This window comes from Pandoraea thiooxydans, from assembly GCF_001931675.1.
In the GTDB taxonomy this organism is placed as follows: Bacteria; Pseudomonadota; Gammaproteobacteria; order Burkholderiales; family Burkholderiaceae; genus Pandoraea; species Pandoraea thiooxydans.
Genome location: NZ_CP014839.1, coordinates 1,056,906 through 1,074,494, shown reverse-complemented (window position 1 = coordinate 1,074,494; position 17,589 = coordinate 1,056,906). Strand labels below are relative to the sequence as shown.

At 64.3% G+C, this 17,589-nt stretch carries 21 protein-coding genes; 11 read left to right on the top strand and 10 right to left on the bottom strand.

Annotation, left to right across the window (positions count from 1 at the left end; translation table 11 throughout):
• Positions 1-81: 81 nt before the first annotated feature.
• Complete coding sequence (locus tag PATSB16_RS04875; protein WP_047212886.1) at positions 82-513, top strand: DUF1841 family protein; 432 nt, start codon at positions 82-84, stop codon at positions 511-513.
• Between the two features lie 67 nt (positions 514-580).
• On the opposite strand, the gene PATSB16_RS04870 is transcribed toward PATSB16_RS04875, so the two are convergent.
• Both PATSB16_RS04870 and PATSB16_RS04865 read right to left on the bottom strand, forming a co-directional pair.
• Positions 581-973 (bottom strand): c-type cytochrome, encoded by a 393-nt coding sequence (locus PATSB16_RS04870; RefSeq protein WP_047212885.1) that lies wholly within the window; start codon positions 971-973, stop codon positions 581-583.
• A 24-nt stretch (positions 974-997) separates the two neighbouring features.
• Positions 998-1,345: a c-type cytochrome gene (locus tag PATSB16_RS04865; protein ID WP_047212884.1), complete on the bottom strand. Its 348-nt coding sequence runs from the start codon at positions 1,343-1,345 to the stop codon at positions 998-1,000.
• A 261-nt stretch (positions 1,346-1,606) separates the two neighbouring features.
• On the opposite strand from PATSB16_RS04865, the gene PATSB16_RS04860 reads away from it, so the two are divergent.
• The 3 genes from PATSB16_RS04860 to PATSB16_RS04850 are packed head-to-tail and all read left to right on the top strand — an operon-like array spanning position 1,607 to position 4,864.
• Positions 1,607-2,449 (top strand): AAA family ATPase, encoded by an 843-nt coding sequence (locus PATSB16_RS04860; protein WP_047212883.1) that lies wholly within the window; start codon positions 1,607-1,609, stop codon positions 2,447-2,449.
• Between the two features lie 14 nt (positions 2,450-2,463).
• On the top strand, positions 2,464-3,636 hold the full coding sequence (locus PATSB16_RS04855; protein ID WP_047212882.1) for a vWA domain-containing protein: 1,173 nt from the start codon (positions 2,464-2,466) through the stop codon (positions 3,634-3,636).
• 22 nt (positions 3,637-3,658) lie between these two features.
• On the top strand, positions 3,659-4,864 hold the full coding sequence (locus tag PATSB16_RS04850) for a benzoate/H(+) symporter BenE family transporter (protein ID WP_047212881.1): 1,206 nt from the start codon (positions 3,659-3,661) through the stop codon (positions 4,862-4,864).
• Between the two features lie 40 nt (positions 4,865-4,904).
• Here the strand turns inward: PATSB16_RS04850 and PATSB16_RS04845 are convergent, their stop codons facing one another.
• The gene (locus PATSB16_RS04845; RefSeq protein ID WP_047212880.1) at positions 4,905-5,873 is read right to left on the bottom strand and encodes a threo-3-hydroxy-L-aspartate ammonia-lyase; all 969 of its coding nucleotides are present in this window, start codon (positions 5,871-5,873) and stop codon (positions 4,905-4,907) included.
• Positions 5,874-6,035: 162 nt separating this feature from the next.
• On the opposite strand from PATSB16_RS04845, the gene PATSB16_RS04840 reads away from it, so the two are divergent.
• Both PATSB16_RS04840 and PATSB16_RS04835 read left to right on the top strand, forming a co-directional pair.
• Complete coding sequence (locus tag PATSB16_RS04840) at positions 6,036-6,686, top strand: FMN-binding negative transcriptional regulator (RefSeq protein WP_047212879.1); 651 nt, start codon at positions 6,036-6,038, stop codon at positions 6,684-6,686.
• 23 nt (positions 6,687-6,709) lie between these two features.
• The gene (locus PATSB16_RS04835; RefSeq protein ID WP_047212878.1) at positions 6,710-7,042 is read left to right on the top strand and encodes a DUF2322 family protein; all 333 of its coding nucleotides are present in this window, start codon (positions 6,710-6,712) and stop codon (positions 7,040-7,042) included.
• 16 nt (positions 7,043-7,058) lie between these two features.
• Here PATSB16_RS04835 and PATSB16_RS04830 read toward each other — a convergent pair whose 3' ends face one another.
• From PATSB16_RS04830 to PATSB16_RS04810, 5 genes are all read right to left on the bottom strand, one after another.
• Positions 7,059-7,886: a class I SAM-dependent methyltransferase gene (locus PATSB16_RS04830; protein ID WP_047212877.1), complete on the bottom strand. Its 828-nt coding sequence runs from the start codon at positions 7,884-7,886 to the stop codon at positions 7,059-7,061.
• Between the two features lie 18 nt (positions 7,887-7,904).
• Positions 7,905-8,381, bottom strand: coding sequence for a DNA-deoxyinosine glycosylase (locus PATSB16_RS04825; protein ID WP_047212876.1), 477 nt, complete (start codon positions 8,379-8,381; stop codon positions 7,905-7,907).
• Positions 8,378-8,956: a chorismate--pyruvate lyase family protein gene (locus tag PATSB16_RS04820; protein WP_047212875.1), complete on the bottom strand. Its 579-nt coding sequence runs from the start codon at positions 8,954-8,956 to the stop codon at positions 8,378-8,380. Before PATSB16_RS04820 ends, PATSB16_RS04825 begins: the two co-directional genes overlap by 4 nt.
• Before the next feature lie 76 nt (positions 8,957-9,032).
• The gene (gene htpG / locus PATSB16_RS04815; protein ID WP_047212874.1) at positions 9,033-10,922 is read right to left on the bottom strand and encodes a molecular chaperone HtpG; all 1,890 of its coding nucleotides are present in this window, start codon (positions 10,920-10,922) and stop codon (positions 9,033-9,035) included.
• 127 nt (positions 10,923-11,049) lie between these two features.
• Positions 11,050-12,429, bottom strand: coding sequence for an aminotransferase-like domain-containing protein (locus PATSB16_RS04810; protein ID WP_047216270.1), 1,380 nt, complete (start codon positions 12,427-12,429; stop codon positions 11,050-11,052).
• A gap of 157 nt (positions 12,430-12,586) precedes the next feature.
• Here PATSB16_RS04810 and PATSB16_RS04805 point away from each other — a divergent pair, with 157 nt between their 5' ends.
• The 5 genes from PATSB16_RS04805 (at position 12,587) to PATSB16_RS04785 (ending at position 16,368) form a co-directional block, all read left to right on the top strand.
• Positions 12,587-12,904 carry a DUF2917 domain-containing protein gene (locus PATSB16_RS04805; protein ID WP_047212873.1) on the top strand — a complete coding sequence of 106 codons (318 nt, stop codon included), beginning with the start codon at positions 12,587-12,589 and terminating at the stop codon, positions 12,902-12,904.
• Between the two features lie 75 nt (positions 12,905-12,979).
• A complete protein-coding gene (locus tag PATSB16_RS04800) occupies positions 12,980-13,681 on the top strand; it encodes a VOC family protein (protein WP_047212872.1) in 702 nt (233 codons plus the stop codon).
• A 26-nt stretch (positions 13,682-13,707) separates the two neighbouring features.
• Positions 13,708-14,604 (top strand): DMT family transporter, encoded by an 897-nt coding sequence (locus PATSB16_RS04795; RefSeq protein WP_047212871.1) that lies wholly within the window; start codon positions 13,708-13,710, stop codon positions 14,602-14,604.
• 58 nt (positions 14,605-14,662) lie between these two features.
• Complete coding sequence (locus PATSB16_RS04790; protein WP_047212870.1) at positions 14,663-15,853, top strand: aminotransferase-like domain-containing protein; 1,191 nt, start codon at positions 14,663-14,665, stop codon at positions 15,851-15,853.
• 59 nt (positions 15,854-15,912) lie between these two features.
• Complete coding sequence (locus tag PATSB16_RS04785) at positions 15,913-16,368, top strand: RidA family protein (RefSeq protein WP_047212869.1); 456 nt, start codon at positions 15,913-15,915, stop codon at positions 16,366-16,368.
• 101 nt (positions 16,369-16,469) lie between these two features.
• Here PATSB16_RS04785 and PATSB16_RS04780 read toward each other — a convergent pair whose 3' ends face one another.
• Positions 16,470-16,991 (bottom strand): chromate transporter, encoded by a 522-nt coding sequence (locus PATSB16_RS04780; protein ID WP_047216269.1) that lies wholly within the window; start codon positions 16,989-16,991, stop codon positions 16,470-16,472.
• A complete protein-coding gene (locus tag PATSB16_RS04775; RefSeq protein ID WP_047212868.1) occupies positions 16,988-17,587 on the bottom strand; it encodes a chromate transporter in 600 nt (199 codons plus the stop codon). Before PATSB16_RS04775 ends, PATSB16_RS04780 begins: the two co-directional genes overlap by 4 nt.
• Positions 17,588-17,589: the final 2 nt, after the last annotated feature.

The window sequence follows — 17,589 nt, the reverse complement described above, 5'->3', positions numbered from 1 at the left end:
ATTACTGTTGATGTCACGCCTCGCGCCGCGCCATTGTAGCGTCCGCAGACACTTATGGGGCGTGCATGCGCCGGAGGTTTCATGTTCAATCCAAGCCGCGACGAAGTGCGGCAATTCTTTTGCCAGACATGGCGCAAGCAGCGCGAAGGCGGTGTGCTCACACCGCTCGAGAGCATCGCGGCCGAGTGGATCATCGAGCACCCGGAATATCACGACGACCTGAGCGATGCGGGCGACAGCGTCGGGCACGACTACACCCCGGAACAAGGCAAAACCAACCCTTTCCTGCATCTGTCGATGCACCTTGCCATCAGCGAGCAGATCTCCATCGACCAGCCGCCGGGGATCCGGGCCGCCTACGAGCGCCTGAGCCAACGGCTCGACTCACCTCATGAAGCGCAGCACCAGATCATGGAATGCCTCGGACAGACGCTCTGGGAGGCGCAGCGCACCGGCACGCCGCCGGACTCCGCGGCCTACCTCGAGCGCATCGAGCAGTTGGCCTCGCGCTAGCGCCGCAAATACGAAAAAGCCTCGGCGCAACACCGAGGCTTTTTCACGGCGGCAAACCAATGCCGGTTTATTTGTTCGTCACCAGGTCGCCGGGCAACGACGCGACGTAAGCAGCAATGTCGTGTAACTCGGCCGACGTGAACGGTCGCGGCTTGCCGTCCTTGCCGGTCACCGCCGGGCTCTGCAGCACCTGGGCCTTCATGATCGGGTTATCACGCCCGAACACCGGGCTGTCGCCGTTCTGATAGGCGCGCAACGCGTTGTAGATATAGTCGGCGTACTGCCCGGCGAGTTTCGGATAGGCCGGGCTGATCGGATGGTTCAAGCCCGCGCCATGACAGGCCGCGCAATTGGCCTTTTCAACCAGTGCCTTGCCAAGCGCCACATCGGCGGCCTGGGCGGCCGGCAAAGCAAGCGTCGATACGGCAACCGCGGTCAATACTGCGTACAGTGATTTCATGGGTTCTCCTATGCCGCGTCTTTGTTATTTGTCGGGATTGGGTGGCGTGGCCGCCGTCTGCTGCGAATAGTAGGCCGCGATATCGGCGATGTCCTGATCGCTCAGCGACGCCGCGATGCCATGCATCGTCTGGAACTTGCGGTTGCCTTTCGCATACTCCTTCAACGCATTCTCGATGTACTGCGCGTTCTGGCCGCCCAGCTTGGGGACGTGGTAGACCTCGGGAAACGCCGTGCGATAGCCGGGGATACCATGGCAGCCGATGCACATCGCGACCTTGTCCCTGGCCGCCAGGGCATTGCCTTTCAGATCAGCCGCATGCAGCGTCGTCATGCCGGCCGCCAGCGTCAACATCGTGAGAAACTTTTTCATGGTTTTTTCGAGAACGATGGGTTGAGAAGTTTGACGCGCCATTCACCGACCGCCGCCGTGCTCCATCGGACGACCAGCCGAAAAAATCGGTCAATTGTACCCCAGTCGCCTAACGCCAGTCCATTGGGGTGGGGGGCCTGCGGCGCGGCTCTGACCAATAGGGGTGCAAGCCTTTGCCAATAACGACTTGCGCGGAATTCCGGGAGGGGATATGCGCTTTGACTTATACTGACTTTTTTGCCATTTCCCCCCCGGTCCGCCATGCGCTTCGAAGGCTCTTCCCAATACGTCGCCACCGACGACCTCAAGCTTGCCGTCAACGCGGCAATGACATTGCAACGCCCGCTGCTGATCAAGGGCGAACCCGGCACCGGCAAAACCATGCTGGCCGAGGAAGTCGCCGCGGCGCTGAACATGCCGCTCCTGCAGTGGCACGTCAAGTCGACCACCAAGGCGCAGCAAGGACTCTACGAGTACGATGCGGTGTCGCGGCTGCGCGACTCGCAACTGGGCGATGAGCGCGTCAAGGACATCCGCAACTACATCGTCAAGGGTGTGCTGTGGCAAGCCTTCGAGTCCGACCAGCAAAGCGTGCTGCTGATCGACGAAATCGACAAGGCCGATATCGAGTTCCCCAACGATTTGCTGCGGGAGCTCGACCGCATGGAGTTCTACGTGTACGAGACCCGCGAGCTGGTGCGCGCCCGTCATCGCCCGCTGGTCGTGATCACGTCGAATAACGAAAAGGAACTGCCGGACGCCTTTCTGCGGCGCTGCTTTTTCCATTACATCAAATTCCCGGACGCGACGACCATGCAACAGATCGTCGACGTTCACTACCCCGGCATCAAGCAGGAATTGGTCAGCGCGGCGCTGGCCAGCTTTTTCGAGATCCGCGAGATCCCCGGCCTGAAGAAAAAGCCTTCGACCTCGGAGTTGCTCGACTGGCTCAAATTGCTGATGGCCGAGGACATCGGCCCGCAAGCGCTGCGCAGCAAGGACCACAAACTGTCGATCCCGCCGCTGCACGGCGCCCTGCTGAAAAACGAGCAGGACGTGCACCTGTTCGAGCGCCTGGTGTTCATGAACCGCGCCAATCGCTGACACGGTCCCAGGCCATGCTCATCGATTTCTTTTTCACGCTGCGCGACGCCAGGCTGCCGGTCTCGGTCAAGGAATACCTGGCGCTGCTCGAAGCACTGCAAAAGCAGGTCATCGGTCCGTCGCTCGACGAGTTCTACTACCTGGCTCGCATGACGCTGGTCAAGGACGAAAAACATTTCGACAAGTTCGACCAGGCGTTCGGCGCCTACTTCAACGGCATCAGCCAGGCGCTCGAGAACCATCCCGAGATTCCGCGCGACTGGCTCGAACAGCGCCTGCGGCGCGAGCTCACGCCCGAAGAAAAGGCCAAGGTCGAAGCCATGGGCGGGCTCGACAAACTGATGGAGCGCCTCAAGCAGTTGCTCGACGAGCAGAAGGAGCGGCATCAGGGCGGCAACAAATGGATCGGCACGGGCGGCACGTCGCCGTTCGGCAACGGCGGCTACAACCCGGAGGGCATTCGCATCGGCGGCGATGGCGGCAATCGCAGCGCGGTGAAGGTCTGGGACGCGCGCGCCTATCGCGACTACGACGATGAAGTCGAACTCGGCACGCGCAATATCAAGATCGCGTTGCGGCGCCTGCGCAAATTCGCGCGGCAAGGCGCGGCCGAAGAACTCGACCTGGACGACACTATCCGCAGCACTGCGGCCAATGCGGGCTGGCTCGACCTGAAACTCGTGCCGGAGCGGCACAACAACGTAAAAGTGCTGATGCTGCTCGACGTCGGCGGCTCGATGGACGATCACATCAAGCGCACCGAAGAGCTTTTCTCGGCGGCCAAGTCCGAGTTCAAGCATCTCGAGTTCTATTATTTCCACAACTGCGTCTACGACTGGCTGTGGCAGGAAAACCGGCGGCGGCACGCCGAGCGTTTTCCGACCTGGGACGTCATCCGCAAGTATCCACCCGACTACAAAGTCATTTTCGTCGGCGATGCGACCATGAGTCCCTACGAAATACTGCAGCCCGGCGGCTCGGTCGAATACAACAACCCCGAAGCCGGCGCCCTTTGGCTGCGTCGCTTCACCGATCATTTCCCGCGCCATGCGTGGCTCAATCCGGAGCCCGAGGGACTGTGGCAATACCGCCAGTCGGTGGCGATCATCCGGCAGTTGATGGGAAACCGCATGTTCCCGATCACGCTCGCCGGACTCGAGAGCGCCATGCGACTGCTAAGCAAATAAGCCTTCCGACAATCAGAAAAACATGACCTCTTCGCAACCCGGCTCTTCCTTCCTGCGGCCATTGGCCGACACCTCGCCATCGGCTGTGGTCGCCGGCTTCGTCGCGATGATGACCGGTTACACCAGTTCGCTCGTGCTGATGTTCCAGGCCGGCCAGGCCGCGCACTTGTCGGCCGCACAAATTTCTTCATGGATTTGGGCGCTGTCGATCGGCATGGGCATCTGCACCATCGGCCTGTCGCTGCGTTACCGGATGCCGATTGTGATCGCCTGGTCGACACCGGGCGCCGCGCTATTGATCACCAGCCTGCCGGGCGTGCCGTACAGCGACGCGATCGGCGCATTTGTCGTATGCGCGGTGCTACTGGCCGCGTGCGGCCTGACCGGCGGTTTCGAGAAACTGATGCGTCACGTGCCGGGCTCGCTCGCCGCGGCGCTGCTCGCGGGCATTCTGTTCGAAATCGGCCTGGAAATTTTCGTCGCCGCGCAGCACCAGACGGAACTGGTGCTGAGCATGTTCGCGGCCTATCTCGTTACCAAGCGGCTCGTGCCGCGCTATGCGATTCTCCTGTCGCTGCTGGCCGGCATTCTGGTCGCAGGCGCACTCGGACAACTTGACTTCAGCCACTTTCACGTCGCGCTGGCCAGGCCGGTCTGGACCACGCCGACCTTCTCGCTGGCATCGATCGTCAGCATCGGCATTCCGCTGTTCGTGGTCGCCATGGCCTCCCAGAACGTGCCGGGCATGGCGGTGCTGCGCGCCGACAACTACAACGTGGCGGCCTCGCCGTTGATCTCGGTCACCGGCCTGGCGTCGCTGGTGCTCGCCCCGTTTGGATCGCACGGCCTGAACATGGCGGCCATCACCGCCGCCATCTGCACCGGTCACGAGGCGCACGAAAATCATGCCAAGCGCTACACGGCTGCCATCTGGTGCGGACTTTTTTATTTGATCGCCGGCATATTCGGCGCCACCATCGCCGCGCTGTTCGCGGCATTCCCGGCCGCGCTGGTCGCGGCCATCGCGGCGCTCGCGCTGTTCGGCTCGATCATGAACGGACTGACCAATGCCATGAGCGACGCCCGGCAGCGCGAAGCCGCCCTCGTGACTTTTATGGTGACGGCCTCGGGCCTGACCTTGCTGTCGATCGGCTCGGCCTTCTGGGGCTTGATTGCCGGCGCGCTGACGCTGTTCGTGCTGAACTGGCGCAAACCGCCGGCATCCTAGACGGACACCGCCGACCGCACGCGCATCGGGTTTCGGGCTTTTAAGCGCCTTCGGCGTTCAGGATTGCGGCCAGCACCGGCAGATCGACGTTACCGCCGCTGATCAGCATGCCGACCTTTTGCCCGGCCGTCGGTATCACGCCCGACAGCACGGCCGCGGCGGCCAGGCAACCGGTCGGCTCGACCACCATCTTCATCCGTTCGGCGAAGAAGCGCATCGCTTGCCGCAGCTGCTCGTCCGACACCGTCACAATATCCGCGACATGCCGCTGGATGATCGGAAAGGTCCACTCACCCAGATGCGTGGTGGCGGCGCCGTCGGCCAGTGTCTTCGGGGCTGCGATATGTACGATCTCGCCCTTGCGCAGCGATTGCTGGCCGTCGTTGCCGGCCTCCGGCTCGACGCCGATCACGCGGCACCGAGGCGCGAGCGCCGCGGCCGCCAATGCGCTGCCGGAGAGCAGGCCGCCGCCGCCCAGGCACACCACCAGCACGTCCAGCTCGCCGCACGCTTCAATCAGTTCCTTGGCGGCGGTGCCCTGCCCGGCGATCACGTGCGGGTGATCGTAGGGCGGAATCAGCGTCATGCCCCGTTCCCTGGCCAGCGCTCGGCCGATCGCGTCACGATCCTCGGTATAACGGTTGTAGGTCACGATTTCGCCGCCATAGCCGCGCGTGGCGGCAACCTTCGCTTTGGGTGCGTCCTCGGGCATCAGGATGGTCGCCTTGATGCCGCTCAATTGCGCCGCCAGTGCGATCGCCTGCGCATGATTGCCGGAGGAAAACGTCACTACGCCGGCCTCGCGCTGCGCCGGCGTGAACTGCGCGATCGAGTTGTAAGCGCCCCGGAACTTGAAGGCGCCCATGCGCTGAAAATTCTCGCACTTGAAAAACAGCTGCGCGCCAGTGCGCCGGTTGGCCTCGCTCGAGGTCAGTACGGGGGTGCGGTGCGCGACGCCCGCCAGGCGGGCGGCGGCGGCTTCGACATCGCGATACTCGGGTTTTTCCATCGTTGAGGTCCTTCTGGCCAAAGTGGGGGCTTCGCTATTGCGCACCGGTGCGCCTGTGCCGCATTATCTTACGCTTACGGCAAACACGCCTGATCAACTGAATCCAACAACGGCGCGGGGCGTGGCGCCAGGGCAGCCAACGTCAGAATTCTGGAGCCAACCATGTATATGCCCCCGCATTTCGAGGAAACCCGGGTCGAAGTGATGCACCGCCTGATCGAGGAACACCCCCTCGGCATGCTGGTCAGCGCCGCCGGCGGCCAGTTGGAGGTCAACCACCTGCCGTTCCTGCTAGATCCCACGCGCGGCCGATTCGGCACGCTGCTGTTCCATGTCGCGCGCGGCAACCCGGTTTGGACCCAATGCGACGAACCGATCGCGCCGATGGCAGTATTCCAGGGGCCGCAAGCCTACATCTCGCCGAACTGGTATCCGTCCAAGGGGGAACACCATCAGGCAGTGCCGACTTACAACTATGCGGTCGTGCACGCGCACGGGCGGCTGCGCGTGATGGATGACGAAAAACCATTGCGCTCGCTGCTTGCGCGCCTGACCCGCAAAATGGAGGCCGACCAGCCCAAACCATGGCGCATGGGTGACGCACCGCCCGAATTCATCGCCGACATGCTGACCAAGATCGTCGGGCTCGAGCTGGAAATCACCCGCCTAAGCGGCAAATGGAAGGCCAGCCAGAACCGCTCGGACGCCGACAAGATCGGCGCGGTGGCGGGCCTTCGGGAAGTCGGCACGCATGAGACAATCGCGATGGCCGACACCGTGGTGGCGGCCAGTCCCGCGACCTTTTCCAAATAAACCCGGCTTTGTGGAGTCTTTCAGTGATTGAACCGAGCGCCAATTTCAAGGAAAACCTGGCACGCCTGCCATCGATCGACGGCATCGTGCGCATCGAGTTGCGCGGCGCCGATGAGCGACTCGACAGCGTGATCGAGAATCAACCCGGCAAGCAGGGCTCGCTGGCGGTCTATCACTACCTGCAGCAACAATTCGGCACCCTCGATGCACGCGCGGCGGCGCATGGCCTGGCAGTGTTCGGCGAACATACCGCCGACGCCCTCGCCCACCCCGGCAAACACCCGAACGTCGACCGGCTGCTGGCTTTGCGCGACGGCGCGCCGCCCTATACCGTGCGGGTCGTACGCGCTGCCTGAATACGGCAGCGTCGCGTCACACCTCGCAGAGATCCGAGGCGAATGCATTAGCTGCCTTGAGTCCCTTGACCCAGCGCAGCGCAGGCAAACCGGTGCTCTGCGTCAACCCGCGGGCGCGCAGTTCGAGCTGGTCCCAGCCAACCTGCAGCGGCGGACCGTTGAACGCCAGCGCGACCACGTTGCCTTCGTGCACCTCCGGAAATACCAGGACACGGCCATCGAAGGCAGCGCGCAGGCGCCGAATGTTCTTCGGGAAGCTATCGTGATCGCCGAACAGATTCACGCTCAGCACGCCCGGCGAGCGCAACACCGACCGGCACGCCTTGTAGAACGCCGGCGTGTCGAGCACCGGGCCGCGCGCCGTGGCGTCATATAGATCGATCTGCAGGACGTCGGCACTCGCGTGTCGCGCCGGATCGGTCACGTAGTCCCAGGCGTCCATCTCGAGGACCTGCAAACGGCGGTCATCGTCGGGTAAGCCGAACATGCTGCGAGCGGCCACCACCACGGCAGGATTCAATTCGACCGCGCTCACCCGGGTGCCCGGCAAATAGCGGTGACAGAACTTGGTCAGCGCCGCGGCGCCCAAGCCGAGCTGCACGACATGGCGGGGCGACTGCAAAAACAGCAGCCAGGCCATCATCTGCTGCGCGTACTCCAGCTCGATACGATCGGGTTTCGATAAACGCATCGCACCTTGCACCCATTCGGTACCGAAGTGCAGATAGCGCACGCCGCCCTGCTCCGAAAACGTGACCGGCGCAAAGCGCGGACTGTAGCGCGGACGGGCGTCACCGGCAAAAGCTTGGGCTTCGATGGATTTCTTCTTGATGAGGGGGGTCATTGTCGTGTCGATAAGAACTCAGGCCAGCAAATGCTGCCAGTCGCACAGCTTTTGCTCGAAAGTGAGCGCGGCATGTGCCGGACTCGAGGAAGGCATCACCAGCGTCGCATAGCCGGCGGCCGCCAGCTTTGGCGCGAAGCGCCCGGCGGTCTTGCCGTTGAAGCACAATTTTCGCAGGCGCGGCGCGTGCGCACGGAGCCACTCGAAATCGTTCGGCGTGGCCTCGCGGATTGCGGCGTCCAGGCTGCCTTCGCGGCGGCACGCCGCCAGCACGTCCCAGATGCCCACGTGGTGGCCGAGCACACGCTCGAGCCTCGCTTCATAAGGCAGCGCCGCCAACGGCTCGCCAAGCACTTGCTCCAGCAGGCGCCAGAATTGGTTGCGCGGATGCGCGTAGTACTGTGCTGCGGCCAGTGACGCCGCGCCGGGAAAACTGCCCAGCACGACCACTTCGGTGTCCGCGCGCCATACCGGCGGCAAGCCCTGCAGCTTCATCGCGCCGCCAGCGATTGTGAGTTCAGCATGTCCCAGAAGCGCGGCAAAAACGCCTCGCTCACCAGCAACGCAGCGCCGTGCCGCTGGAACACCGAACGGCGTGCCCACAGGCGCGGCGGCAGCGGCGCCTGCGCACCGCTTTGCCAGGCCAGGCGATGCAGCATGTGCCGCCGGCCCAGCGCGCGGCAAACCAGAATCGAGCGCGTCACCGTGGTGTCGTGATAGAGCAGATCGGCCAGCGGCCGGGTGCGCAGACGGCGCATCGCCTGCCAGACCGAGCGGCTGTGCGCCAGGCGCGTCACGCTGTGCGCGACCACCATCGGTGAGCCATCGACGGTCAGCATCACATCGCGCGACCACAGCGGATGGCGCGGCGCGACGGCCAGGCAACCGTGTTCGTCGCCATCGGCGCCGACCACCGATTCATTCAGCACGACGACCTTGACCCGCCCAAAGGCCTGCAGGTGCCGGGTCAGCGAGCCGCCGCGCGTGAGCCAGTCTTTCTGCGCCGGCGAGAGAACAGGGGGAGGATGATCGAGCCAGCGATTGCCGGCCACATGGAAACGTCGAGACATGAGGCGCGATTATACGGCCTCGCCGGCCGTCGCACGATACGGGTCGGAGCACCATGGCGCCGACCCATATGCTGCCTTACTGCAGGTGCCCCAACAGCAGCGTGTTGGTGCGCTTGACGAACGCCGCCGGATCCTCGAGGCTGCCGCCCTCGGCAAGCAGCGCCTGGTCGAACAACAGATGCGACCAATCGGCCAGTTGGCTGTCGTCGGCCGACAGCCGGCGCACCAGTGCATGCTCGGGATTGATCTCCAGGATCGGCTTGAAATTCGGCGCTTTCTGGCCGGCTGCCTTGAGCAGGCGCTGCAAGGTGCCGCTCATGTCGTGTTCGTCGGCCACCAGGCAGGATGGCGAATCGGTCAGGCGGAACGTGACTCGAACCTCCTTGGCCTTGTCCTTGAGCGCTTCCTGCATTTTCTCGATCAACGGCTTGAACGTCTCGCCGATCTTCTCGCGCTCTTCCTTGACCTGCGTGTCTTCCAGCTGGCCGAGGTCGAGATCGCCACGCGCGACGCTCACCAGCGGCTTGCCGTCGAACTCCTGCAGGAACGACAGCATCCACTCGTCGACGCGATCGGTCAGCAACAGCACTTCGACGTCCTTCTTGCGGAACACCTCCAGATGCGGGCTATGGCTCGCGGCCTGCCAACTCTCGGCCGTCACGTAGTAGATCTTGTCTTGCCCTTCCTTCATGCGCGCCACGTAATCGGCCAGCGACACGCTCTGCTCGTCGCTGTCCTGCCGCGTGCTGGCAAAGCGCAACAGCTTGGCCAGACGCTCCCGGTTGGCGTTGTCTTCGCCAAGCCCTTCCTTGAGCACTTGACCGAAGGTGCGCCAGAACGTCGTGTATTTTTCCTTCTGGTTTTCCGCCAGATCTTCGAGCAGGCCCAGCACGCGCTTGGTGCCGCCCTCGCGAATCGCCTTGACGTCGCGGCTTTCCTGCAGAATTTCGCGCGACACATTGAGGGGCAGATCGCTCGAATCGACCACCCCGCGCACGAAGCGCAGGTAGGACGGCATCAGCTGCTCGGCGTCGTCCATGATGAACACGCGCCTGACGTACAGCTTGATGCCCGCGCGCTGCGAGCGATCCCACAGGTCATAGGGCGCGTGCGACGGCACATACAGCAGCTGCGTGTATTCGCTGCGCCCTTCGACGCGGTTGTGCGCCCACGCCAGCGGCGCTTCGGAATCGTGCGCAATATGTTCGTAGAACGCTTGATATTGCTCGTCGGTGATCTCGCTCTTGCTTCGGGTCCACAGGGCGCTGGCCTGATTGACCGTCTCGTCTTCGTCCTGCAGTACCATCTCGCTCTTCTCGGCGTCCCAGCTTTCCTTGCGCATGACGATCGGCAGGGAGATGTGATCCGAGTATTTCTGAATGATCGACTTGAGGCGCCAGCTCGACAGCAGTTCGTCTTCGCCCTCGCGCAAATGCAGCGTGATGGTCGTGCCGCGCGCCGCGCGCTCGATCGTCTCGACCGTGAAATCGCCCTCGCCGCCCGACTCCCAGCGCACGCCCTCGTTGCCCGGCAGCCCGGCGCGGCGCGACTCGACGGTGATCTTGTCGGCCACGATAAAGCCGGAGTAGAACCCGACGCCGAACTGGCCGATCAGCGCCGCATCCTTTTGCTGGTCGCCGGTCAGACGCTGGAAGAATTCGCGCGTGCCCGATTTGGCGATCGTGCCCAGGTGCGTGACCGCGTCGTCGCGGCTCATGCCGATGCCGTTGTCCTCGATGAATACGGTGCGGGCCGCCTTGTCGTAGCCGACGCGGATACGCAACTGCGGGTCGTTTTCATAAAGCGCATCGTTGTTGATCGCCTCGAAACGCAGCTTGTCGGCGGCATCCGAAGCATTGGAAATCAACTCGCGCAGGAAAATCTCCTTGTTGCTGTACAGCGAATGAATCATCAACTGCAAAAGCTGTTTGACTTCCGCCTGGAAGCTCATGGTTTGTTGCGCCATGGATTCAGTCCTCAATCGTCGTTGCTAAAAACCGGGAACCGCGCGCGGGCTGCGCGCGAGCAAAACCTGTCAGCCCAAATGGGGATGCCAGCGCCGCTTTCAAGACCCGCAGCGGGCCTGGCCGGGCCTACGCGGCACGTTCGATTTGCCGGGCCAGGAAATCCAGCACGGCCGGGTTTTCTCCGCTGCAGGCCACGTTGAAGCGCATCCACGTGCTGGGGGCCTGGGTCGGCGAAAACAGGCTGCCGGGCGCCAGCAAAAACCCATCCTCGTGGCCTGCCGCGGCCAGCACATTGGTATCGACACCCGTGTCGACCCACAGAAACATGCCGGCCGGCGGCGCCACCAGCGCGCGAATGCCGATCCGCTCGAGCGCGCGATGCGCCTTGTCGCGCACCGTGTCGAGCCGGGTGCGCAGGCGTTCGGTGTGCTTGCGGTAATGCCCCTCGGTGAGCACCCGGTACAGCAGCCGTTCGTTGATTTCCGGGGTAGGCGAGCCGATCAGCATTTTATGGTCGGCAATCGTCTTGGCCTGCTCCGGCGCGCAGGCGATGAACCCGGTGCGCAGGTTCGAGGCCAGCGACTTCGAATAGCTGCCCAGGTAAAACACCCGCTTGAGCTGATCGAGGCTGGCCAGGCGGGTCACCGCCAGTCCCGGCGGGCACAGATCGCAATAGATGTCGTCCTCCACTACCAGGAAGTCATACTGCTCGGCCAGCCTCAGTATCTGGAAGGCGCGAGCGGCCGACAGCGACGTGCCGGTCGGGTTATGCAGAATCGAATTGAGAATCAGCAGCTTGGGCCGATGTGCCTGCACCAGCGCCTCGAGCGCCGTCATGTCCGGCCCCTCGAGCGTATAGGGCACCCCGATCGCGCGCGCGCCCTGGGCAACGATACGCCCGAACATGACAAACCAGGACGGATCGCCGACCAGTACGGTATCGCCGGGCTGCACGTGCAAGCGCAGGATGAAATCGAGCGCCTGGGTAACCCCCGACGTCATGACGATCTGCTCGGGCTGGGCGCCGATTTCCAGCTCCGCCAAATGCAGCTGCAGTTGCTGGCGCAGCGGCAAAAAGCCCTGAGGCGTGCCGTTGCCCAGCAGCTGCGCCCCGTTCTGTCGGCCCAGCGAGCGCAACGCGCCGGACAGCAGATCGCCGTCGAGCCAGCTCGGCGGCAAGTATCCCAGCCCCGGCCCGCGCTCGGGCGACACCGTATGGTGCATGCTGCGCAGCAGCCAGACCACGTCGATATTGCGGTTGTCCGGCAGCACCGATTGCGCCTGAACCGGCAGCGCGGGGCGCGCCCGCACGTAAAAACCCGAGCCGCGGCGCGACTCGAGATACCCCTGCGCCACCAGCCGGTCGTAAGCCTCGACCACGGTAAAGCGCGAAATGCCCCGCTCCTGCGCCAGCGCGCGAATCGACGGCATGCGCACGCCGGGGCGGAATACCCGCTCGTCGATGCGCAGGCAGGCCCAATTCACCAGTTGGTCCACCAGCGTCATGCCCCCTTGGGCGGCGCCGGCGCCGGAAAACGTGCCGAATGAAGCGGCGGGCGGTCGATCCATGGTTTACCCCGACTGTACTGAGCACTAATTGCCAAACTGTACCGTTACTGTACAGGGTTTCATCGGTAAAGTGTTTTCTCAATCGGAGAAAACCATGAGAGAAATCCGTACCTTCGAGTTAGATGACCGCCAAGCCGTTCGCTGGCTTTCGACCGACCACCAGACCTTGCAGGTTTTGCGGGGCGAGTTGTGGCTCACGGTCGAGGGACACCCTACCGATCACTGGCTGCATGCCGGAGACTGCATCGAGGTGCACCCGGGCGAACTGCTGTGGCTGAGCAATTGGCAAGGGGCCGTGCGGTTCCGCCTGAGCCAGCCCCTGGACAACCGGCAGGTTGGCGCGCCAAGCGGCCGACTCCGTTGGGCGTCCCAGTGGGTTCGGCTGCCGTTGCGCAGGCGCCTGGCCCGCTGAGCACGCGGCTACGCTGCGATGGCTCGCGGCGACGGGTAACATAGGCCCCTTTGAATTTTTGTCCCAGGTTTGTGCATGAACGCGACCCAACTCGATCATCTCGTCATCGCTGCCGCCACCCTCGAGGCCGGCGAGCAGCATGTCATCGAGCAGCTTGCCCTCGACGAGCAGCACCGGCCGGTGCGCGGCGGCAAACATGCCGGCATGGGCACGCACAACAGCCTGCTCAACCTGTGGGGCGGCAGCTATCTGGAAATCATCGCCATCGACCCGCAGGCGCCTGCGCCGACCCGGCCGCGCTGGTTCGGGCTCGATGACCCGGCCACCGCCGAACGCCTGCAAGACGGGCCATTCCTGGCCCACTGGGTCGTCAGGCTGCCCCGACCGCGTCAATTGGCGCGCTGGCAACAGCAATACCCGCAGCGCATCGCGCCGGTCATGCCGATGGCGCGCGGCGATCTGCACTGGCACATCAGCGTGCCGGACGATGGCGCCCTGCCCGGCTGGCCCGGTCAACCGAGCCAGCCGATGCTCGACGCGCACGGCGTGCTGCCGACGCTGATCCAGTGGGATACCCCGGCCCATCCGTCGACTCGCTTGCCGGCCAGCGGCTGCGCGCTGAAGTGTCTGCGCGCCTTCCACCCGCAAGCCGAGCTGCTGCGCGAACCGCTGCGCTGGCTGGGCGCGGACGGGCTGCTGCAGCTCGATGCCACGCTGGTCGAGCCAACGCTGGTTGCCGAAATCGAAACGCCTGCCGGCGTGCGAACACTGAAGTAATGTCATCCCCCTCCAGGAAAGGACTCATGAATTCACACGAATCCAAAGGCATGTTGCTCGGTTTGCTCGGCGTGCTTATTTTCAGCCTGACGCTGCCGATGACGCGCATCGTCGTGACCGAAATGAATCCAATCCTGGTCGGCCTGGGCCGCGCACTGGCGGCGGCGGTGCCGGCCGCAGCGCTGCTCTGGTGGCGAGGTGAAAAACGGCCGACCTTTGCCCAGCTGAAAAGTCTGGCAATCGTCGCGTGCGGCGTGATCCTGGCGTTCCCGGTGCTCTCGGCCTGGGCCATGCGCTCCATTCCGGCCTCGCACGGCGCGGTGCTCAACGGCCTGCAGCCGTTTTTCGTAGCGATCTACGCCTATTTGCTCGGCGGCGAGCGCCCGTCCAGGGGCTTCTGGGCTTGCGCCGGACTGGGCAGCGCCCTGGTGATGATGTTCGCGCTGCGCGAAGGCGGCGGCATGCCGCAACCGGCCGACGGCCTGATGCTGCTGGCGGTTGGCATCGGCGCGCTCGGCTACGCCGAGGGCGGCAAGCTCGCCAAGCAGATGGGCGGCTGGCAAGTGATATGCTGGGCGCTGGTGGTCGCCGCGCCGGTGCTGGCGCTGCCGGTGGGCTGGCTGGCCTGGCACCAGAGCGCGCCGCTCAGCCTGAGGGTATGGCTCGCGTTCGGCTATGTCGCGATGTTTTCGCAGTTTCTGGGCTTCTTTGCCTGGTATGCCGGCCTGGCGATAGGCGGAATCGCCCGCGTGGGCCAAGTACAATTGCTGCAAATATTCTTTACCATTGCGTTGTCTGCCCTGTTGTTCGGCGAAAAGGTCGACCTCACGACCTGGCTGTTCGCCGCCGGCGTGGTTGCCACCATCGCGATCGGGCGGAATATGAAGATCGGTTCCGCTCAATTGGCTCACAAGGCCTCTTGAGCCGCCTCGGCGGGGAATCACCCCCAACTCAATAGCAACGATATCAAGCGAGACAAGCATGAACGATTGGCCCTTTTCCCAGCGCGCCCGCAATCTCACCAGCTCGGCGATCCGAGAGATCCTCAAAGTGACCGAACGTCCGGAGGTGATCTCATTCGCCGGCGGGCTGCCCTCCCCGGCCACCTTCCCCGCCGAACAAATCCGCGTCGCCACCAACCGCGTGCTCAGCGAAGCACCCCATGCCGCCTTGCAATACAGCGCCACCGAGGGCTACCTGCCGCTGCGCGAGTGGGTCGCGGCCCGCTATTCGACGCCGCAGCACACCGTCAAACCCGACGAGGTGCTGATCACGACCGGCTCGCAACAGGCGCTCGACCTGCTCGGCAAGATCCTGATCGACGAAGGCAGCCGCGTGCTGGTCGAAGCCCCCAGTTATCTGGGCGCACTGCAGTCCTTCTCGCTGTTCTCGCCGCAGTACGTTTCCGTGCCGACCGACGATGACGGGCTGGACCCCGAGGCGCTGAGCCCGGCCCTCACCGACGGCGCGCGCTTTCTGTACGCGATGCCGAACTTCCAGAATCCGACCGGGCGCCGCCTGTCGCTGGCACGGCGCCAAGCCCTGGCGGCAATCGCCCGCGAGCGCGGCCTGCCGATCGTCGAAGACGACCCCTACGGCGCGCTCGACTACGAGGGCAAGAGTCTGCCGACCCTGCTGTCGCTGGCGCCGGACAACGTCATACACCTGGGCTCGTTTTCCAAGGTGCTGGCGCCCGGCCTGCGCCTGGGCTACGTGATCGCGCCGCAGCCGGTTCACCACAAGCTGGTACAGGCCAAGCAAGCGGCCGATCTGCACTCGCCCAGCCTGCTGCAGCGCATCGTCTATGAAGTCGTCAAGGACGGCTTTCTCGACGCCCACATCCCCACCATCCGGCAACTGTACTCGGCCCAGTGCCGGGCCATGCTCGACGCGCTGGCGCGCCACATGCCGGCGGGCGCGCACTGGAACCAGCCCGCCGGCGGCATGTTCATCTGGGTCACGCTGCCCGGCAACATCGACACCATGCAACTGCTCGAGCAGGCGGTCGCGCACAATGTCGCGTTCGTGCCTGGCGCACCGTTTTTCGCCAACGGCGCACCGACCAACACGCTGCGGCTGTCGTTCGTGACCGTGCCGCCGGCAAAGATCGAACAGGGCGTCGCCACGCTGGCCGGCCTGATCACCGCGGCGCTCGACAGGCAAGCCGCCTGAAGCCGGGCCGGCGCGCTAGCCCGGCTCCCATACACCTTTTACCTGATAAGGAAATTCGCATGTCCGTCTATGAAACCCTGAAGCAACTCGGCATCGACCTGCCCAGCGCCGGCGCGCCCGCAGCCGCCTACGTGATGAGCGCGCAAACCGGCAATACCGTATTTCTGTCCGGCCATATCGCCAAGAAGGACGGCAAGGTCTGGGCGGGCAAGCTGGGGCAGGACATCACCACCGAGCAAGGCGTTGCCGCCGCGCGCGCGGTGGCGATCGACCTGCTGGCCACGCTGCACGCCCACACCGGCGACCTGAACAAGGTCAAGCGCATCGTCAAGGTCATGAGCCTGGTCAATTCGACGCTCGAATACACCGAGCAACATCTGGTGACCAACGGCGCCTCTGAATTGCTGGCCCAGGTATTCGGCGAGCGCGGCAAGCATGCTCGCTCCGCATTCGGTGTTGCACAGATTCCGCTCGGCGCCTGCGTCGAAATCGAATTGATCGCCGAGGTCGAATAAATCACCTGCGGTACTGGCAAAAAAATGCTGCGATGCCCGCCGGGGCCGCAGCATTTTTTTATCGACAACCGGCGGCGCGCCGCATCCGATGCGCCGGCCGCTCACAACCAGCCGAGCGCGCCGAGCAGCGCCCCCGCGCCGATCATCCACAACAGGTTGACGCGGGTGCGCGCCCCGACCGCGACCGTCAGCAGGGTCAACAGCACGAGCCGCCAGTTGACATCGGCCGAGCGTGCCAGCACATAGGCGGTCGCCAGCAGCAAGCCGATCGTCGGCGGCGCCAGCGCCCGGCGCACCGTGATGTGCCAACGCGAGTCCTGATGGCGGCGACCGTAACGCTCGACGGCCAGCGCCAGCAACGAGGTGGGCCCGCACATCGCCAGCATCGACACCAGCGCACCGATGACGCCTGCCACCTGCCAGCCGAACAACGCAACGAACAACACGTTCGGTCCGGGCGAGGCCTGCGAAATCGCATACAGGGCGACGAACTGACTGTCGGTCAGCCAATGCATCGATTCGACCAGGAAGCGGTGCATCTCCGGCAGGACCGCGCTGGCACCGCCAAACGAAATCAGCGAGATGAGAAAGAAGTGCCCGGCCAGGGTCAGCAGAACATTCATGCGCGCGCCCTCCACTCGACGGCGATCGCCACCGGGATCAATACCGCCATCACCAGCGGCAGCGACCATTGCAGGCCGCCGACGCATATCAGCGCCAGTGCCCCGAATATCAGTCCGCGGCGGGTGCGAGGCTGTTTGCGAGCGAGCTTCAGGCCGGTAACGAAGATCAGTCCGGCAGCTACCGCGGTCATGCCGTGCAAAGCGCCCTGCACGGCGCGTACGTCGCCATAGATGTGATACAGGCCGCCGAGCAGCAGCACGATGACAAACGGCAGACCGAGCAACCCGCCGACCGCGGCGGCCGCGCCGCGCACGCCGCCGCTGCGATAGCCAAACATGACGGCCAGATTGGTGATGTTCGGCCCCGGCAGGATCTGCCCCAGGCTCAGCAGTTCGGCAAACTCGCGGTCATCGAGCCAGCGCTTGCGCTCGACAAGCATGCGGTGAGCCCACGGCATCACGCCCCCGAAGCCGTACAGCCCCATCAACGCAAAAGCGCGAAACAGCTCGGCGGCGGTGATCGACGCCGCGGCCCGGCCGACGTCCTGCGGCGGCGGTGTCTGGCCCGGTTCCGGCGACGATGTCCGATGTTCCATGA

Excerpts from the sequence above, each read along its gene's own strand:
- PATSB16_RS04875 (WP_047212886.1), top strand. The coding sequence starts at position 82 with ATGTTCAATCCAAGCCGCGACGAAGTGCGGCAATTCTTTTGCCAGACA.
- PATSB16_RS04870 (WP_047212885.1), bottom strand. The coding sequence starts at position 973 with ATGAAATCACTGTACGCAGTATTGACCGCGGTTGCCGTATCGACGCTT.
- PATSB16_RS04865 (WP_047212884.1), bottom strand. The coding sequence starts at position 1,345 with ATGAAAAAGTTTCTCACGATGTTGACGCTGGCGGCCGGCATGACGACG.
- PATSB16_RS04860 (WP_047212883.1), top strand. The coding sequence starts at position 1,607 with ATGCGCTTCGAAGGCTCTTCCCAATACGTCGCCACCGACGACCTCAAG.
- PATSB16_RS04855 (WP_047212882.1), top strand. The coding sequence starts at position 2,464 with ATGCTCATCGATTTCTTTTTCACGCTGCGCGACGCCAGGCTGCCGGTC.
- PATSB16_RS04850 (WP_047212881.1), top strand. The coding sequence starts at position 3,659 with ATGACCTCTTCGCAACCCGGCTCTTCCTTCCTGCGGCCATTGGCCGAC.
- PATSB16_RS04845 (WP_047212880.1), bottom strand. The coding sequence starts at position 5,873 with ATGGAAAAACCCGAGTATCGCGATGTCGAAGCCGCCGCCGCCCGCCTG.
- PATSB16_RS04840 (WP_047212879.1), top strand. The coding sequence starts at position 6,036 with ATGTATATGCCCCCGCATTTCGAGGAAACCCGGGTCGAAGTGATGCAC.
- PATSB16_RS04830 (WP_047212877.1), bottom strand. The coding sequence starts at position 7,886 with ATGACCCCCCTCATCAAGAAGAAATCCATCGAAGCCCAAGCTTTTGCC.
- PATSB16_RS04825 (WP_047212876.1), bottom strand. The coding sequence starts at position 8,381 with ATGAAGCTGCAGGGCTTGCCGCCGGTATGGCGCGCGGACACCGAAGTG.
- PATSB16_RS04820 (WP_047212875.1), bottom strand. The coding sequence starts at position 8,956 with ATGTCTCGACGTTTCCATGTGGCCGGCAATCGCTGGCTCGATCATCCT.
- htpG (WP_047212874.1), bottom strand. The coding sequence starts at position 10,922 with ATGGCGCAACAAACCATGAGCTTCCAGGCGGAAGTCAAACAGCTTTTG.
- PATSB16_RS04810 (WP_047216270.1), bottom strand. The coding sequence starts at position 12,429 with ATGACGCTGGTGGACCAACTGGTGAATTGGGCCTGCCTGCGCATCGAC.
- PATSB16_RS04805 (WP_047212873.1), top strand. The coding sequence starts at position 12,587 with ATGAGAGAAATCCGTACCTTCGAGTTAGATGACCGCCAAGCCGTTCGC.
- PATSB16_RS04800 (WP_047212872.1), top strand. The coding sequence starts at position 12,980 with ATGAACGCGACCCAACTCGATCATCTCGTCATCGCTGCCGCCACCCTC.
- PATSB16_RS04795 (WP_047212871.1), top strand. The coding sequence starts at position 13,708 with ATGAATTCACACGAATCCAAAGGCATGTTGCTCGGTTTGCTCGGCGTG.
- PATSB16_RS04790 (WP_047212870.1), top strand. The coding sequence starts at position 14,663 with ATGAACGATTGGCCCTTTTCCCAGCGCGCCCGCAATCTCACCAGCTCG.
- PATSB16_RS04785 (WP_047212869.1), top strand. The coding sequence starts at position 15,913 with ATGTCCGTCTATGAAACCCTGAAGCAACTCGGCATCGACCTGCCCAGC.
- PATSB16_RS04780 (WP_047216269.1), bottom strand. The coding sequence starts at position 16,991 with ATGAATGTTCTGCTGACCCTGGCCGGGCACTTCTTTCTCATCTCGCTG.
- PATSB16_RS04775 (WP_047212868.1), bottom strand. The coding sequence starts at position 17,587 with ATGGAACATCGGACATCGTCGCCGGAACCGGGCCAGACACCGCCGCCG.